This is a genomic window from Massilia aurea, from assembly GCF_040790145.1.
Taxonomy (GTDB): Bacteria; Pseudomonadota; Gammaproteobacteria; order Burkholderiales; family Burkholderiaceae_D; genus Telluria; species Telluria aurea_C.
Genome location: NZ_JBFMMP010000008.1, coordinates 95,359 through 111,181, shown reverse-complemented (window position 1 = coordinate 111,181; position 15,823 = coordinate 95,359). Strand labels below are relative to the sequence as shown.

Below are 15,823 nucleotides of genomic sequence, written 5' to 3'. Positions count from 1 at the left end.
AGCGCCAAGCCAGCCAGCAGCGCCACCCGGATACCGGGCGGTATTTTGATTGAAAACTCAGGCGCCACGGGAACGACCTCGCAACAACAGGAACAAGAACAGCGCGCCGCCGATGACGCCGACCACGGTGCCGATCGGGATTTCGTAGGGCGCCACGACGAGGCGGCCGACAATGTCGCAGGCCAGCACGAACAGGCCGCCCAGGATCGCGACCCACGGCACCGAACGGCGCATATTGTCGCCAAACAGGATGCTGACCACGTTCGGCACGATCAGGCCGAGAAAGGGAATGCTGCCGGCCGTGACCACCACCACTGCCGATATCGCCGAGACGATCATCAAGCCCCATAACGTGAGGCGCTGGTAGTTCAGGCCCAGGTTGGTGGTGAACTGCTGGCCCATGCCGGCCACCGTGAAGCGGTCGGCCGCAAACCAGGCGGCCAGCGCCAGCGCGCCGCCGATCCATAGCAGCTCGTAGCGCCCGCGCAGCACGCCGGAAAAATCGCCGACGGTCCACGCGTGCAGCGTTTGCAGCATGTCGTAGCGCAGCGCGAAGAAGGTCGTCACGGCCTGCACCACGCCGCCCAGGATCAGGCCGATGAGCGGGACCAGGTACGGGGAGCGCAGCGGAATCCGGCGCAGCAGGCCAAGGAATAAAAAAGTGCCAGCCAGCGCAAAGGCGGCGGCCACCAGCATCTTGCCGAACACCGGCGTGTCGGGCGCGAGCAGCGCCAGCACCAGCACGCCCAGCGTCGCCGACTCTATCGTGCCGGCGGTGGACGGTTCGACGAAGCGATTGCGCACCAGCATCTGCATGATCAGGCCCGCAACCGCCAGCGACATCCCGGCCAGCAGCAGCGCCAGGGTGCGCGGCAGACGGCTCACGACCAGCAGTTGCCAGGCGTCCGATTGCGTACCGGCCAAGAGGCCGGCGAAGCTGAAATCGGCCGCGCCGATGGCGATGCTGAGGGCAACCAGCGCCGCCGTCATCAACAGCGGCAGCGCGAGCCAGGCGTGAGAGATCTTGCGGGAAGCACGTGCCGGGCTTCCCGCTTTCGTTACCACCATCCCGTCAGCGGCCCGCGGTGCCCAGGGCGCGCGACAACTGGTCGACGTTCTCCTGCAGCGCGGTGATGCCGGCGCTGCCCAGCGTGTACCAGTTCAGGCCATCGAGGTAGACGACGCGCTTGTTCTTCCAGGCGTTGGACTGGCGTACCAGTTCATTGTCGAGAAACCTGGCGGCGGCCGTGCCTTCGCGGCCGATGGCGGCGTCGCGGTCGATCACGAACAGCCAGTCGGGATTGGTCTTCTGGATGAATTCAAACGAGATCGCCTGGCCGTGGTTCGAGGTATCGAGCTTGGCGACGGCTGGCTTGATGCCGAAGGTGTCGTGCAGGACGCCAAAGCGCGAGCCCGGACCGTAGGCGCTCATCTTGCCGCCGGTGGTCAGGATCACGAGGCCCGTGCCGGCACTGGCCGACTGGGTTCTCAGCGTGGCGATCGAGGTGTCGAGTTTTCTTGTCAACTCAAGGGCGCGCGCCTGCTTGCCGAACAGGCCGCCCAGCAGCGTGAGGTTGTTCTTCGCGCTGGCCACCAGGTTGGTGCGGTCGACCGTCATGTCGATGGTCGGGGCGATCTTCGTCAGCTGTGCGTACTTGGCTTGCGAACGGCCGCCGACGATGATCAGGTCGGGCCTGGCGGCGTGGATCTTTTCGTAGTCAGGCTCGAACAGGGTGCCCATCTTGGGGGCGCTGTCAAAGCGCGCCAGCTGGCGCGGCAGCGGACGCGCGGTGGTGCTCATGGTCGGCACGCCGGCCACGGCGACGTCGAGTGCGGCCAGGTTGTCGAGGCTCGTCGCGTCGAGGACGATGACTTTTTTCGGGTTGACCGGGACGGTCGTGGTGCCGCTGGCATGCTTGATTTGCACGCTGCCCTTTGCCTGGGCCTGGGCCTGGGCCTGGGCCGGCAGTGCAGCGAACGACAGGGTCAAGGCGGCGCCGAGGGCGGCGATGGCGCGGCGGCGGGGGAAAGTGGCGGTGTTCATGTGCGTCAGCATGTGCGTCGGATCCTGGATTGTCTGGTGTGGATGTGCCAGAGCGAGGTGGCGGCGAACACGCAATGCCACGTATTCCCACGTATTGCCAACCTGCCCCGCCTGAATGATAATCATTATCATATGAAATTAACCCCCAGAAAGTTTGTCAAGTTGTGGCAAACGTTCGTCGTTACGCCATGACGCCAGTGCCCCGCCCCTCCCGCATCCTCGTGGTCGACGACCACGCCGACATCCGCGATCCGCTGGCCGCCTTCCTGCGCCGGCATGAGCTGGAGGTCTTGACTGCGCCCGACGCCGCGACCGCACGTGCGCTGCTGCGCGAGCATCCGATCGACCTGGTGGTGCTCGACGTGATGCTGCCCGGCGAAGGCGGCCTGTCGCTGTGCCGGCATCTGGCCGAGACCACGGCCACGCCGGTGATCCTGCTGTCGGCAATGGCCGGCCAGGACGATCGCGTGGCGGGGCTCGAGATCGGCGCCGACGATTACGTGACCAAGCCGTTCGACCCGCGCGAACTGGTGGCGCGCATCAAGGGCATGCTGCGGCGCCTGGGCCGCGCGGCCGCGCAGTGGCAGGGCCGCCGCTACGCGTTCGGTGACTGGACGCTCGACATGAACCGGCGCGAACTGCGCGATGCGGGCGGCGAGCCGGTGGCCTTGAGCAGCGCCGAACTGCGGCTGCTCGGCGTGCTGGTGGAGCGGGCCGGGAAGGTGCTCAGCCGCGACGAACTGCTCGACCTGACGCGCGATGGCGAGGTGCAGAATTTCGATCGCAGCATCGACAGCCAGGTGAGCCGACTGCGCAAGAAGCTCGAAAGCGATCCGCGCCGGCCACGCCTGCTCAAGACCTCGTGGGGTGACGGCTACGTGTTCACGGCCGATGTGCGGCCGCTGTCCGCGGCATAACGATGCGCCTGATCCCGAAGACGATGGGCGGCCAGCTGATCGCCACGATGCTGCTGGCCGTGATGGTGGCGCATGCCGCCGCGATCGTCGTGCGCCAGCTATCCCCGGACGGCATGCATCCGCTGGCGGCGCGCTATATGCTCGATCGCATGGCGGGCCTGTACCATGTGCTGCGCCTGTCGCCGGACAAGGGCGACGCGATGCTGGCAGCGCTAGGTTCGACCACGTCGCGTTTCTGGCTGGCGGCGAGTCCGAGCCAGGCCGGTCATCCGATGGACAAGGCCGAACAAAGCCAGTCGCGCGCGTTGGCCGAGCGTTTGCCGAAGGCGCCGGCGCCGCGCAGCTGGGTGGAGCTGACCGACCACCTGCCCGGCAGCGATGGCGCCCCCAGGGCCGGCATGCTCGCCTCGATCGAACTGCCCGACGGGCGCTGGCTCATCGGCTACCAGCAGTCGCCGGGGGCGAGTCCATGGTGGCGGCCGCTGCACTTTTCGATCCCGGTGAGCGTGCTGCCGGTGCTGCTGGTGGCGCTGCCGTTCATCCGCCGCATCCTGCGGCCGATCCGCGCGCTCGAAGGCGCGGCCGAGCGCTTCAGCCGCGGCGAGCACGATGGCCCGTTGCCGGTCACGGGCCCGCGCGAGGCGCGCGAACTGACGGCCGCATTCAATACGATGGCCGAGCGTCAGCGGCGCTTCGTCGAGGACCGCACGCGCATGCTGGCCGCGATCAGCCACGACCTGCGCACGCCGATCACGTCGCTGCGCCTGCGGGTGGAGCTGATCGACGACCCCGAACTGCGCCGCGCGATGACGCGCACGCTCGAGGCGATGGGCCAGATGGTGGAACAAACGCTGCATTTTGCGGCCGACGACTGTATCGGCGAGCCATCGCAAGATATCGACCTGGCCAGCTTGATGCGCGAGCTGACGGCCGACCTGGCGCGCCCCGGGATCAAGGTGCGCTACACGGGCGCACTGACACTGCCCTACCGCTGCCGCCCGATCGCGCTGCGGCGCGCGGTGGGCAACCTGGCCGACAACGCGATCCGCCACGGCACCGATGTAACGCTCAGCGCAAGCGCGGGCCATGCCGACGTGACGCTGACCGTGACCGACAACGGCCCCGGCATCCCCGAACACGAACTGGCCCGCGTCTTCGAACCCTTCGCCCGCCTCGACCCCGCGCGCTGCAGCGACACAGTGGCGACCGCAGGCGCAGGCGCAGGCGCAGGCACAGGGACGGCAGGCAACAGCAGCAGCGTAGGCCTGGGCCTCTCCATCGCCCGCTCCTGCATCGAAGCCCACGGCGGCACCCTCACGTTAAGCAACCGCCACCCAACCGGCCTGAGCGCAACAATCGCCCTCCCCACCTGATAAAACCCAATTAGGGTCAGAGTAGAATTGTTGAGCAATTTCTCCGAATTTCTCGCAATGAGGGTCAGTGTCGAATTAATTGGCAATTTCTTGTATTCAGCGTTACAAAAAACCATAGCCAACCGGCTAGAATATAAATAAATTGCAAATTAATTCGACTCTGACCCTAATTATTTTTTGGCTTCTTTTCGCTTTTGGAAAATTAATCTTCCATAGGAGAACCCATTAATTTCAAGACTCAATTGAAATCATTAAAGATAGTATCTTTGAGCAATTAAGGGACACAAGATCAATTAGGGTCAGAGTCGAATTATTGAGCAATTGTTCATACATTTCTATTTAACGGGGACAGAGTGGCCGGATTAACAATTGTGCTGACCAGAGAATAATCAGGGTCGCAGTCGAATTAAAAGCAATTATGAGAAATTGCTCAAAAATTCTACTCTGACCCTAATTTTTCTTTGAAGTAATTTGTGGGGTGGCGACAGATTTCGCTTGCACGCTTGGCGGACTGCGATAGAATGAATGAGAATCATTATCATTTGATGGAGGGCGCTGCCTTCCGCCGCTACTTTTCGTGCCCAGAGGATCTGCCATGTGCGACAAACACGCTTCGACCGTACCCTGCTCCATCGATGGATCACAGAGCTCGCGCCGGCGGCGTGTCTGGGAGTTGTCTCATGCGTCGCATTGTCCGCTCGTGGGTGTCGGGTTGCCGCTGAACGGTTTGCGCAAGCTGGTCGAGAAGGTGACGGGCGGGAAAGTGCTGCATGATGACTATGACATCCACGTCGGTACCGTCAGCGAATGCGCGCTGCGCACCCCCGTCGCCGATGCGGTCCAGAAGGAACTCGAACGCCGCTACGCCCAGCATGTCCAGCGCTTTCGCGCGGCCAAGACTACCGAGCAGGTCGAGGCGATGTGGGAGGCGGCTGTCGCGGCGGGCGATGTGGCCGGTGCGTTCTGGGCTGGCTTGTCCCATCCGCGCTGTACCGTGTCGCTCGAAGAAAAGATGTGCCGCGACATCCACATGGTCCAGCACCAGGCCGGCGCCTGCGCCCGCGCCGATATCAACAAGTTCAATGCGATCGTCGCCGACAATACCCGCCTCGAACGCGACCTGGCCCGCCTGCAGGAACGCTGCAACGCGCTGGTGCAAGAGAAAGCCCTCGACGCCGAGCGCCATGAGCAGCTCTTGATGTCGGCACGCGCAGCCACCATCGCCCGCGATGGCGATCTGCAGACCCTGCGCGCCGAGCTGGCGCGCCTGCAGGCCAGCGTCCCAGAACTCGACACCCGTGAACGCATGGCCGATCGCATCGCGCAAATGGAAGCGCGCGAGCTGGCCCTGCGCGCGCAGGTCGCGGAATTGAAAACGTTGCGTACCAACGCACCGGAAGCGGAAACCGCCCCCGGGCCGACGCCGGAACCCGTCGCCATGCCAGTTGCCATGCCGGTGCGGCTGGAAAACCGCGCCGTGCTGTGCGTCGGTGGCCGCAGCAGCAGCGTGCCGATTTATCGCAACATGATTGAACGCGTCGGCGCCCAGTTCGCGCACCACGATGGCGGCCTGGAAGACAGCAGCAGCCAGCTTGATGCCAGCCTGGCCGCCGCCGACCTGGTGATCTGCCAGACCGGCTGCATCAGCCACAGCGCCTACTGGCGCGTGAAGGACCATTGCAAGCGCCACGGCAAACGCTGCGTGTTCGTCGACAACCCGAGCGTCTCGAGCCTGGCGCGCGGCTTGCAGGAAGCCGCTACCGAAGAAACGCAGCCGGGCTAAATACTCAGGCGGCCAGCGTGCGGATCGCCGCCACCAGGCGATCCAGCTGCGCCGTCGTCGTGAAGTAGGACGGCGTCACGCGGATGCAGCCGCCACCTGCCGCCCCTTCGCGCGCGACGGTGAAGATACCGTGGTCGTCGGCCAACCGGCGCGCCAACGCCACATTGGCTTCCATCGACGTCTTGCCGGCGATGCGGAACGACGTCACCGCCCCCGTCATCCCCGCCTCGTCGGGCGTGAGCACCTGCACGTTCGGCATACGCCGCACCCGCGTCACCCAATAATCGCGCAAGCCGCGCAGGTGCGCCGCGCGCGCCGCCAGCGGGATGCGCGCGTGGAACGCCAGCGCCGCCGGAATCGTCATCACCGCCGCCACGTTGAGCGTGCCGGCATTCACGCGCGCGCGAATGTCGGTGGCCGGGTGCTCGGAGTTGCCGCAGTCAATGTCGATGTCTTGCAACCGGCCTTCGCGGATGTACAGAAAGCCCAGTCCCAGCGGCGCGCCGATCCACTTGTGCAGGTTGGCGCCGACGAAATCCGCGCCCAGTTCGGCGATCCTGAAATCGAGCTGGCCAAACGACTGCGCCACGTCCACCACCACATCGACATTACGCGCGCGGGCGATGCGCGCGATCTCGGCCACCGGCAGCACGAGGCCCGTGCGGTGGCTCACGTGCGTCAGCAGCAGCAGGCGGGTGCGCGGGTGCTGTTCAAGCGCCATGCGATAGGCGTCGATGACGTTCTGGCGCGTGGCCATGTCGGGCAGCGTGACCGACGCCACTTCGGCGCCCCGGCGCCGCGCCAGTTCGCGCATCGCATCCATCACCGTGCCGTAATCGAGATTGCCGATCATGACCGTCTCGCCGGCTTTCAGCGGCTTGTAATTGACGATCAGGTTCTGCAGCGACTCGACCGCGCTGCGCGTGAGCGCGATCTCCGTCGGCGCCACGCCGGCAAAGGCGGCCAGTTGCGCGCGGATCTCTGGCATCACGCCGCGATCGAAGCGCGTGCGCAGGTAGTGGGAGTTGTGCAGGTTCAGGTAGTCGAGGTTGCGCTTGTAATCCTCGAGCACCGGGCGCGCCATGATGCCGTAGTAGGCGTTTTCGAGATTGACGATGTCGCCGGCGACGTCGTAGCTGGCGCAGGGATCGGCGCCTGCCGGTGCTGTCCCGGCGGCGGAAGGTGCGGCCTGCGCGAGGCTGGCGCCGCCGAGCGTCAGCCCGGCCGCGCTGCGCAGCAGGCTACGCCTGCGATATGCAAATGTACTCATGAACCTGCCTGGTCAAGTCACGTCGATGGTCGTGCTCATCATGCCGACGAGCGCTGTCATTTCGGCCGAATCGGCGATCCCCAGCAGCAGGTCGCCACGGTTCAGCGCCCCTTCGTCCATCAGCTTGATCCAGCCTGCGATTTCGTCCGCGCTGGCGGTGCGTTCCAGGCCGGACTGATACAGGTGCGCGATGAACTCGGTATCGGTCATGGCGCTGATGCCGCCTTCGGCGACAGTCACGAACGTGGCGGCGATCGCCGCGATGGTATTGCCGCTCTCGAAGGCGCCGATCCAGTAATTCAGGCCGGCGGCATCCGGCGCACGGTCGAACAGCGCGTCGTACATGCGTACCAGGCTGCCGATCTCCGTGTCGGCAACATAAGTGCTTGCGCCGCCGACCGCCAGATACAGCGTCCCCGAGCCCATTTCACCAAAGCGCACAAGGACGTCGGCGCGCGTCGACGCGTTGAGCGAGGCGAGCCAGTTGTTCATGTCCACAAGATGGACATGTACCCCGATCAGATTCTTCTGCAGCGTTTGAATGAAGTCATAGTCCGTCAACGCGTCGTCTGCGCTGTACTGCGCCAGCAGGGTGGTGGCGATATCGCGCAGCGACGTGCCGGACGCGAGCGCCGCTTGCCAGCCATCGAGCTCAACGCGGGTAGCCGTCCGGCCCTCCAGGGCGTCAACCATGCGCGACAACGTGCCGCGCACGGATGCGTCCCGGCCTTCCCCCAGGAAGTGAAACAACTCGACATTGGCGACGCGATCGCTGCCCTCGGGCGGGGTGATGTTCCCGACTTCATCCATGGCATCGGCCGTGCGACGCGCGGTGACCACGAAATGGCCCTCTTCGACACGGATAACGTAATCACCGCGCTTGCCTCCCAGGTACAGGGTATCGAGGTCGTCGCCGCCGTCGATCCAGTCGTTGCCTGAGCCGCCGAAGAAGAGATCGTTGCCCGCGTCGCCGAACAGGCGATCGTCGCCGCTGTCGCCGTAGATCGTATCGGCGCCGCCACCGGCGTGCACGATATCGCTGTCGGCGCCCATGTGCAGCGTTTGAGCGGCATCGTCTGCCCACACTTGCTGGACGCCCGCGCCGGCGCCGGAAACCGGGTTCAGCGCGATATTACCGGCGAGCGCGAGAAAGCCGATGTCGTTGACCTGGATGTCCACGCTGGCCAGGCCACGCGCGTCGATGACCAATGCAGTCAGGGGATTGACGCCATCTGCCGGCGTACCGGCAAGATTGATCGTGCTGCTGTAACCTTCGCCAAATGCCGCCACCGGCACGATCGTCTGCAGCAAGATCGGCGTATCGGCAGCAACACCTGCCAGAAAACGGCTCGCCCCTTCAGCCAGCGCCGTTCGAGAGGTGGAACCGGCGTCAGTATGCTGGTCAATCTCGCGCAGCATGTCGCCCAGCGACGCGCCGGCTGCTTTCGGCGCCACGCTGCCGCTTGCCGTCAAGCCTCCGCTGTAAGAATCGATGTCCGCGCTCAGCAGCGTCCTGCCGCTGCTATCGCTAACGATCGGCAACGGGTCCTCGCCATTTGGCATCGGCACATATTGGGTCCCCACCGTCAGTAACTGGCGCTGCACGCCGTCACTGTCCACCACGTAGCGTACCTGAACATCGCGGTCGTTGATCAGACTCGACTGCGGCGCAGTGCCTTGCCGCTCGTCGACGTCGAGCACCCGCACCGTCAGCAACTGCGAGCCGATCGTGGTGTCGGTACGTCGCGTGATCTCGACTTCATAGGTGTTGTTGCCGGCCCCGGCCCCGAGGTCGCGCGGCGTCTCGTAGTCGGGCGCGTCAATAAAGATCAAGTAGCCATTGGTGGGGTCGATCGAGAACAGGGCAGCGTCGGCGCCGCCGCTGATGGCATAAGTATCAAGCACCGAACCGGGCGAGTCGGGATAGACCCGGTCCACCGTTACCTCACGGTCACCCTCTGCCACCTGGATCATGGCGCCGCCATGATAGGCAAAGTGGTCGGGGAGCAGGTTGTCGTCGCTGATGGTCGCGTTTCGGGTAGTCGTATACGGCGAGGTTGCCATGGTCATTCCCAAGGATTAGTTACCAAGAGTATATCCATGCCCATGGCAAGGCAGCAAAGAAAAAAGGGTTACCGGCGTGGAGCCTGTAACCCTTTGATCTGACTACTGAATGTTGGTGCCGCTGACCGGAATCGAACTGGTGACCTTCGCATTACGAATGCGCTGCTCTACCGACTGAGCTACAGCGGCGAAACCTGGACTTCGCCTTCTTTCATGCCCGACGAACCAGCCGTCGCTCACGAAAGAGCCATATTCTAGCAAACAAATCGGCAACCTTGCTAGTGTGTATCGCGTCCCTGTCGCAAGATTTCCGATTTGCCCGGCACTTGCCTAAGTTATAGGCACGCAATCAGGCCGCGTGATAGCCAGTGACCACGTCCACTTCTTCTTTCGAGCCCAGGAACACCGGCACGCGCTGGTGCAGCTTGGTCGGCTGGATGTCGAGGATGCGGCCTTTGCCGTCGGTAGCGGCGCCGCCGGCCTGCTCGACGATCATCGCCATCGGATTGGCTTCGTACATCAGGCGCAGCTTGCCCGGCACGCTCGTGTCACGCAGGTCGGCCGGGTACATGAACACGCCGCCGCGGGTCAGGATGCGGTGCACGTCGGCCACCATCGAGGCGACCCAGCGCATATTGAAGTCCTTGCCGCGCGGGCCGGTCGAACCGGCCAGCAGTTCGTCGACGTAGCGCTTGACCGGCGGATGCCAGTGGCGCTGGTTCGACATATTGATCGCGAATTCCTTGGTTGCCGCCGGAATCTGCATATCGCTCTGGGTCAGCACCCACGAGCCCTGCTCGCGGTCGAGCGTGAAGCAATGCACGCCATTGCCGGTGGTGAGCACCAGCATCGTCTGCGGGCCGTACACGGCGTAACCGGCCGCTACCTGCGTGCTGCCGGCCTGCAAGAAGTCCTGCTCGGTCGGGTCTTGCATGCCTTCCGGCGCCTTGAGCACCGAGAAGATCGTGCCGATCGAGACGTTGACGTCGATGTTCGACGAGCCATCCAGCGGATCGAACAGCAGCAGGAACTCGCCCTTCGGATAGCGGCTCGGGATCTGGCGGATGGTCTCCATTTCTTCGGACGCCATCGCGGCCAGGTGACCGCCCCACTCGTTCGCTTCGAGCAGGATCTCGTTGGAGATCACGTCGAGCTTCTTCTGCACTTCGCCCTGGATGTTTTCGGTCTCTGCGCTGCCGAGCACTTCGCCCAGCGCGCCCTTGCTCACGGAGTAGCTGATGCGCTTGCAGGCGCGGGCCACGACTTCGATCAGCAGGCGCAACTCAGCATTGATGCTCTGGTGCTGGCGTTGTTCTTCCACCAGGTACTGCGTCAGACTTACGCGTTTCATGAGTTCCTCAGGTTGTTTGAATTCAGGGTACGTTTGGCATGTTTGTTCAGTTGGCCAGCGCCTTGCCGACAATCTCGCGCACGTCGTTCGACAGCTTGACCTGCCCCGCCACCTTCTGCAAGGCTTCGCTCATCTGCCATTGCAGGGACGGCGTATAACGGCGCCAGCGGTCCATCGCGCGCGCCAGGCGGCTGGCCACTTGCGGGTTGAGCGCGTCGAGTGCGATCACTTGCTCGGCCCAGAAGGCGTAGCCGCTGCCGTCCGGCGCGTGGAACTGGACCGGATTGTTCACGCAGAACATCGACACCAGGCTGCGCGCACGGTTGGGATTGCGCAGCGTGAAGGCCGGATGCGTCATCAGGGCGCGCACTGTCGCCAGATCCGTGGTGGGGCTTGATGCCTGCATCGCGAACCATTTATCCACGACCAGCGGCTCGTTCTTGAATTCTTCATAGAACACGGCCAGGGCGTCGGCCGCCTGCGGCACACGCGCCGCGACCAGCGCGCCCAGTGCCGCGGCGCGGTCGGTCATATTGCCCGCTTCATCGAACTGGCGCTGGGCCAGGGCGACGCTGGCGTCGTCCGGTGCCGCGTTCAGGTAGGCCAGCGCGAGGTTCTTCAGGGCGCGCTTGCCGGCCGAAGCAGCGTCCGGGCTGTAGGGGCCGGGCGTGGCGTTGGCCTCGTACTGCGCCAGCAGTTCGCTGCGCAGGCGGGCGCCGATGTCGGCGCGCACGAACTGGCGCGCGATGTGTACGGCCAGCGGATCGACGCTCTCGAGCTGCTCGGCGATCATCGATTCGGAAGGCAGCGTCAGGCACTGCTCGCGGAAGGCAGGGTCGAGTGTTTCGTCGACCAGGATCTTGCGCATCGCTTCGATGAAGGTGTCGTCCAGTTTCAGGCTGGCCGCGGAATCGTCCCTGGCACTGGCTTCGCCGGTGAGTTTCAGCAGGCGCTCCATGGCCAGGCGCTGGCCGGCCTCCCAGCGGTTGACCGGGTCGCTGTCGTGGCTGAACAGGTGCAGCAGGTCGGCATCGGTGTAGCCGCCCTGCAGGATGACCGGCGCGGAAAAATCGCGCAGCACCGACGCCACCGGCTGCTCCTTGATGCCGGTGAATACAAAGGTTTGCTCGGCCTCGGTCAGTTCGAGCACGGCGGTCGTGCCGCGTTGCTCGCCATCGACCACGAGGGCCATGTCGGCGCCGGCGGCGTCGAGCAGGCCCACGGCCACCGGGATGTGGAATGGCAGTTTCTCGGGTTGGCCGGGCGTGGCCGGGCACGACTGGAACAGCTGCAACGTATAGGTCTGCGCCTGGGCGGCCCAGCGGCCTTCGAAGCGCAGCACCGGCGTGCCGGCCTGGCTGTACCAGCGCTCGAACTGGGCCAGCTCGCGCCCGTTGGCGTCGGCCATCGCGCGGCGGAAGTCGTCGCATTCGACGGCTTGCTCGTCATGGCGCGCAAAATACAGGTCCATGCCCTTGCGGAAGCCGTCGACACCGAACAGCGTCTGGTACATGCGCACGACTTCGGCGCCTTTTTCGTACACCGTCACGGTATAGAAATTGTTGATCTCGACGAACGAGTCGGGCCGCACCGGGTGCGCCATCGGGCCGGCGTCTTCCGGGAACTGGGCCTGGCGCAGCGTGCGTACCTGGTCGATGCGGGTGACGGCGCGGCCAGTGGCGGTGCCGATCATGTCGGCCGTGAATTCCTGGTCGCGGAACACCGTGAGGCCTTCTTTCAGCGACAGCTGGAACCAGTCGCGGCACGTGACGCGGTTGCCGGTCCAGTTGTGGAAGTACTCGTGCGCCACCACCGCCTCGATACCCTGGAAGTCGATGTCGGTCGCCACGCGCGGATTGGCCAGCACAAACTTGGTGTTGAAGATGTTCAGGCCCTTGTTTTCCATCGCGCCCATATTGAAGTCGCTGGTGGCGACGATCATGAAGCGGTCGAGGTCGAGTTCGAGCCCGTATTTTTCTTCGTCCCAGCGGATGCTGTGCTTCAGCGACTGCATCGCGTAGTCGGTTTTATCCAGGTTGCCGTCTTCGACCCACACCTGCAGCAGCGCGTCGCGGCCATCGGCCAGGCGGAAGGTTTCTTCCTGGCAGACCAGTTGCGCGGCGACCAGGGCAAACAGGTATGACGGCTTCTTGAACGGGTCTTCCCACAGCGCATAGTGGCGCCCGTCGTCCAGGACGCCTTCTTCGAGCAGGTTACCGTTGGACAGCAGCACCGGATAACGGGCCTTGTCGGCGCGCAGCATCACGGTGAACTTGGCCATGACGTCGGGGCGATCCGGGAAGAACGTGATGCGGCGGAAGCCCTCGGCTTCGCACTGGGTGAAGAAGTTGCCGTTGGACACGTACAAGCCGCTCAGCGTGGTGTTCTTCTCGGGCGCGCACAGCGATTCGATCTCGAGCACCACGGCGTCCGGCGCGCTGTGGATCACGAGCAGGTTGTTGGCCAGGGTGTAGTCGCCCTTGCCCAGTAGCTTGCCATTCATGCGCAGCGCCACCAGCTCGATGTCTTCGCCGTGCAGCTCGATGCCGCGCGTGGTGGCGGCCGGGTTGCGCCGCAGCGTGAGGCGGTTGGCCACGACGGTGCGCGCCGGATCCAGGTCGAAGCCGAGCTCTACAATATCCACCAGGTAGCTCGGCGGGGAATAATCCTTGCGGAAAATGGTCTGGGGTGTATCGGTGCGCATGATGGGCTCTGGCTGACACAGTGGATGAAGGGCTTATTTTACCAACAAGCTTTTGGGTCGCCGTCGACGAATTTTCATGTATCGGATTGTATGCACGGTAACGGGGTGTAAAAGTGGCTCCAAGAATCCTGAACAAGCGATAATCTTGAAGATCGGGGAAAGACCGACAAGACAAACGGGAGATTTGCATGAAACGCTTCATCACGATCGCTCTGGGCACCGCACTTGCGTTGCTGCTGGGCGGCTGCGCGACGAGCATCCGCAGCGATGTCACCACGTTCCACCAATGGCCGGCGCAGGTTGCCGACAAGAGCTATGTATTTGAAGTGCCGTCACCGCAGGACGATACCCTGGAATGGCGCAGCTACCAGGAACTGGTGCGCGGCCAACTGGCGCGCCAGGGCTTTCGCGATGCCGACGGCGCCACGCCGGCATTCACCGTGTCGATGGGCTTTACCACCACCGACCTGCCGGTGCGCGTGATCGAGCCGATGATGACGCCCTACTTCTACCCGAGCGCCCGCTTTGGCTACGGCGGCTATCGCGGCTTCAACCGCCGCTACTGGGGCGGCTGGTACAGCCCGTTCTACGATCCGTTCTGGGGCCCGTACCCGTCGTACCAGACGTCGATCGAGCACCACTACCGGCGCGAGCTGCAAGTCTCGATCAAGTCGTCGAGCGACGGCAAGCGCCTGTTCGACGTAACGGTGCATAACACCAGCCGCAATATGTCGACGCCGGAAATCATGCCGGCGCTGGTGCAGAGCGCGTTCGCGGGTTTCCCCGGCCAGTCGGGCGTGGCGCGGCGGGTGGTGGTGACAAAGGAACCAACCAGCTAAGTCACCATGCGCATTGCAGCAAGCACGTCATTCCCGCCTCCGCGGGAATGACGTTTTGAGGCTAACAAATTCTCTTGAAGCCCAGCGGTCGGGCCTAGCCGAAATACGCCTCCGACCCGAACGTGATCGCCACCACCAGCAGCAACGCCAGCACCAGCACGATCAGCAGCCGCCCGAACTTCGGCGCGCCGTCGTCGGCCGGGCGCGGCGGCGGCGTGACAGGCCGTTCGTCCCGGGTGTCTCTCATGGCAGCAGCACCGTCGAGCCGGTGGTGCGGCGCGCTTCCAGCGCGCGGTGCGCCTCGGCTGCCTGGGCCAGCGGAAAGGTCTGGTTCACGTTGATGGCGATCTTGCCGCTCGTGACCATCTCGAACAGTTCTGTCGACATCGTTTCGCATTCTTCGCGGTTGGACATGTAATCGAACAGCGTCGGCCGGGTGATGTACAGCGAGCCGCGCCTGGAAAGCTCGCCCGGCGCGAACGGTTCCACGGCGCCGGACGCATTGCCGAAGCTGACCATCAGCCCGCGCCGCTGCAGGCAGTCGAGCGAGGCGGTGAAGGTGTCCTTGCCCACCGAGTCGTACACCACCGGCACGCCGGCCCCTTTCGTCATCTCCTTGACCCGCGCCACGATGTCTTCGTCGTTGTAATTGATGACGTGCGCCGCGCCGTGCGCCAGCGCCAGCTCGCCCTTCTGTTTCGAGCCGACGGTGCCGATCAGCTGCACGCCCAGCGCACGCGCCCACTGGCAGGCGATCAGACCCACCCCGCCGGCCGCGGCATGGAACAGGATCGTCTGGCCCGCCTGCAGCCGGTAGGTGGAACGAAACAGGTACTGCACCGTCAGGCCCTGCAACATCATGGCCGCCGCCGTTTCGAACGAAATCGCAGCGGGCAGCTTGACGACGACCGCCGCCGGCATCACGCGCAGGTCGGCATAGGCGCCGTTCGGGCCGCCGGCATAGGCCACGCGGTCGCCCGGGCGGATGTGGGTCACGCCCTCGCCCACCGCCTCGACCACGCCCGCGCCTTCCTTGCCCAGGCCGCCGGGCAGCGGCTGCGGATACAGGCCGGTGCGAAAGTAGACGTCGATGAAGTTCAGGCCGATCGCGTGCTGGCGCAGCAGGATCTCGCCGGGCCCGGGGGCGCCCACGTCGACGTCGACATATTCCATCACTTCGGGGCCGCCGTGAGCGGCGATACGGATTGCTTTGGCGTGCATGCGGTTCTCCTGTGTGTGCCCCAAGAATACCGTATTCAGGCCCGGTTCTGAACCCGCTCAACATCGGTGCGCGAGTGTGGCGTCGGCGTTGAAGTTCGGTGCTCGCCGGCGCCGCAGCCGACCGCTGCACGCCGCCGAGCACGGTGCGCTGTGGCGCAATAGTTGCACCGCCGACCGCGCGGCCATCGCGCATCAGGCGACGGCGGGCTCGTCCTGGCGGGCCTTGCGGCCGGGCCTGCCGAACGGACAGCCGCGCT

At 64.6% G+C, this 15,823-nt stretch carries 12 protein-coding genes and 1 tRNA gene; 4 read left to right on the top strand and 9 right to left on the bottom strand.

All coding sequences use genetic code 11. From position 1 onward, the window contains the following. Positions 1 to 57: 57 nt before the first annotated feature. The gene (locus tag AB2N08_RS13635; protein ID WP_370662418.1) at positions 58 to 1,068 is read right to left on the bottom strand and encodes an ABC transporter permease; all 1,011 of its coding nucleotides are present in this window, start codon (positions 1,066 to 1,068) and stop codon (positions 58 to 60) included. A 4-nt stretch (positions 1,069 to 1,072) separates the two neighbouring features. Beyond that, positions 1,073 to 2,056 carry a siderophore ABC transporter substrate-binding protein gene (locus AB2N08_RS13630; protein WP_367611192.1) on the bottom strand — a complete coding sequence of 328 codons (984 nt, stop codon included), beginning with the start codon at positions 2,054 to 2,056 and terminating at the stop codon, positions 1,073 to 1,075. A gap of 176 nt (positions 2,057 to 2,232) precedes the next feature. Here AB2N08_RS13630 and AB2N08_RS13625 point away from each other — a divergent pair, with 176 nt between their 5' ends. The 3 genes from AB2N08_RS13625 to AB2N08_RS13615 all read left to right on the top strand — a co-directional run bounded on the left by AB2N08_RS13625 (position 2,233) and on the right by AB2N08_RS13615 (position 6,117). Then, positions 2,233 to 2,961 carry a response regulator gene (locus AB2N08_RS13625; RefSeq protein WP_367611191.1) on the top strand — a complete coding sequence of 243 codons (729 nt, stop codon included), beginning with the start codon at positions 2,233 to 2,235 and terminating at the stop codon, positions 2,959 to 2,961. A gap of 2 nt (positions 2,962 to 2,963) precedes the next feature. Further along, positions 2,964 to 4,334 carry an ATP-binding protein gene (locus AB2N08_RS13620; RefSeq protein ID WP_367611190.1) on the top strand — a complete coding sequence of 457 codons (1,371 nt, stop codon included), beginning with the start codon at positions 2,964 to 2,966 and terminating at the stop codon, positions 4,332 to 4,334. A 595-nt stretch (positions 4,335 to 4,929) separates the two neighbouring features. Next, positions 4,930 to 6,117, top strand: a complete 1,188-nt coding sequence (locus AB2N08_RS13615) for a DUF2325 domain-containing protein (RefSeq protein ID WP_367611189.1) — start codon at positions 4,930 to 4,932, stop codon at positions 6,115 to 6,117. 4 nt (positions 6,118 to 6,121) lie between these two features. Here the strand turns inward: AB2N08_RS13615 and AB2N08_RS13610 are convergent, their stop codons facing one another. The 5 genes from AB2N08_RS13610 to pepN all read right to left on the bottom strand — a co-directional run bounded on the left by AB2N08_RS13610 (position 6,122) and on the right by pepN (position 13,506). After that, positions 6,122 to 7,387, bottom strand: a complete 1,266-nt coding sequence (locus AB2N08_RS13610) for an aminotransferase class V-fold PLP-dependent enzyme (RefSeq protein ID WP_367611188.1) — start codon at positions 7,385 to 7,387, stop codon at positions 6,122 to 6,124. Between the two features lie 12 nt (positions 7,388 to 7,399). Next, positions 7,400 to 9,451, bottom strand: coding sequence for a DUF4214 domain-containing protein (locus AB2N08_RS13605; protein ID WP_367611187.1), 2,052 nt, complete (start codon positions 9,449 to 9,451; stop codon positions 7,400 to 7,402). A gap of 113 nt (positions 9,452 to 9,564) precedes the next feature. Then, positions 9,565 to 9,640, bottom strand: a tRNA-Thr gene (locus AB2N08_RS13600). Between the two features lie 160 nt (positions 9,641 to 9,800). Then, positions 9,801 to 10,802: a class 1 fructose-bisphosphatase gene (locus AB2N08_RS13595; RefSeq protein WP_367611186.1), complete on the bottom strand. Its 1,002-nt coding sequence runs from the start codon at positions 10,800 to 10,802 to the stop codon at positions 9,801 to 9,803. A gap of 46 nt (positions 10,803 to 10,848) precedes the next feature. After that, complete coding sequence (gene pepN / locus AB2N08_RS13590) at positions 10,849 to 13,506, bottom strand: aminopeptidase N (protein WP_367611185.1); 2,658 nt, start codon at positions 13,504 to 13,506, stop codon at positions 10,849 to 10,851. A gap of 188 nt (positions 13,507 to 13,694) precedes the next feature. On the opposite strand from pepN, the gene AB2N08_RS13585 reads away from it, so the two are divergent. Continuing rightward, a complete protein-coding gene (locus AB2N08_RS13585) occupies positions 13,695 to 14,345 on the top strand; it encodes a DUF4136 domain-containing protein (RefSeq protein WP_367611184.1) in 651 nt (216 codons plus the stop codon). Positions 14,346 to 14,439: 94 nt separating this feature from the next. Here AB2N08_RS13585 and AB2N08_RS13580 read toward each other — a convergent pair whose 3' ends face one another. After that, complete coding sequence (locus AB2N08_RS13580) at positions 14,440 to 14,592, bottom strand: hypothetical protein (protein WP_367611183.1); 153 nt, start codon at positions 14,590 to 14,592, stop codon at positions 14,440 to 14,442. Next, complete coding sequence (locus AB2N08_RS13575; RefSeq protein WP_367611182.1) at positions 14,589 to 15,566, bottom strand: quinone oxidoreductase family protein; 978 nt, start codon at positions 15,564 to 15,566, stop codon at positions 14,589 to 14,591. The genes AB2N08_RS13580 and AB2N08_RS13575 overlap by 4 nt, the downstream gene beginning before the upstream one ends. Between the last annotated feature and the right edge of the window lie 257 nt (positions 15,567 to 15,823).

Bases quoted from the DNA above. Each gene is read 5' to 3' on its own strand.
- AB2N08_RS13635 (WP_370662418.1), bottom strand. From the start codon at position 1,068: ATGGTGGTAACGAAAGCGGGAAGCCCGGCACGTGCTTCCCGCAAGATC.
- AB2N08_RS13630 (WP_367611192.1), bottom strand. From the start codon at position 2,056: ATGCTGACGCACATGAACACCGCCACTTTCCCCCGCCGCCGCGCCATC.
- AB2N08_RS13625 (WP_367611191.1), top strand. From the start codon at position 2,233: ATGACGCCAGTGCCCCGCCCCTCCCGCATCCTCGTGGTCGACGACCAC.
- AB2N08_RS13620 (WP_367611190.1), top strand. From the start codon at position 2,964: ATGCGCCTGATCCCGAAGACGATGGGCGGCCAGCTGATCGCCACGATG.
- AB2N08_RS13615 (WP_367611189.1), top strand. From the start codon at position 4,930: ATGTGCGACAAACACGCTTCGACCGTACCCTGCTCCATCGATGGATCA.
- AB2N08_RS13610 (WP_367611188.1), bottom strand. From the start codon at position 7,387: ATGAGTACATTTGCATATCGCAGGCGTAGCCTGCTGCGCAGCGCGGCC.
- AB2N08_RS13605 (WP_367611187.1), bottom strand. From the start codon at position 9,451: ATGGCAACCTCGCCGTATACGACTACCCGAAACGCGACCATCAGCGAC.
- AB2N08_RS13595 (WP_367611186.1), bottom strand. From the start codon at position 10,802: ATGAAACGCGTAAGTCTGACGCAGTACCTGGTGGAAGAACAACGCCAG.
- pepN (WP_367611185.1), bottom strand. From the start codon at position 13,506: ATGCGCACCGATACACCCCAGACCATTTTCCGCAAGGATTATTCCCCG.
- AB2N08_RS13585 (WP_367611184.1), top strand. From the start codon at position 13,695: ATGAAACGCTTCATCACGATCGCTCTGGGCACCGCACTTGCGTTGCTG.
- AB2N08_RS13580 (WP_367611183.1), bottom strand. From the start codon at position 14,592: ATGAGAGACACCCGGGACGAACGGCCTGTCACGCCGCCGCCGCGCCCG.
- AB2N08_RS13575 (WP_367611182.1), bottom strand. From the start codon at position 15,566: ATGCACGCCAAAGCAATCCGTATCGCCGCTCACGGCGGCCCCGAAGTG.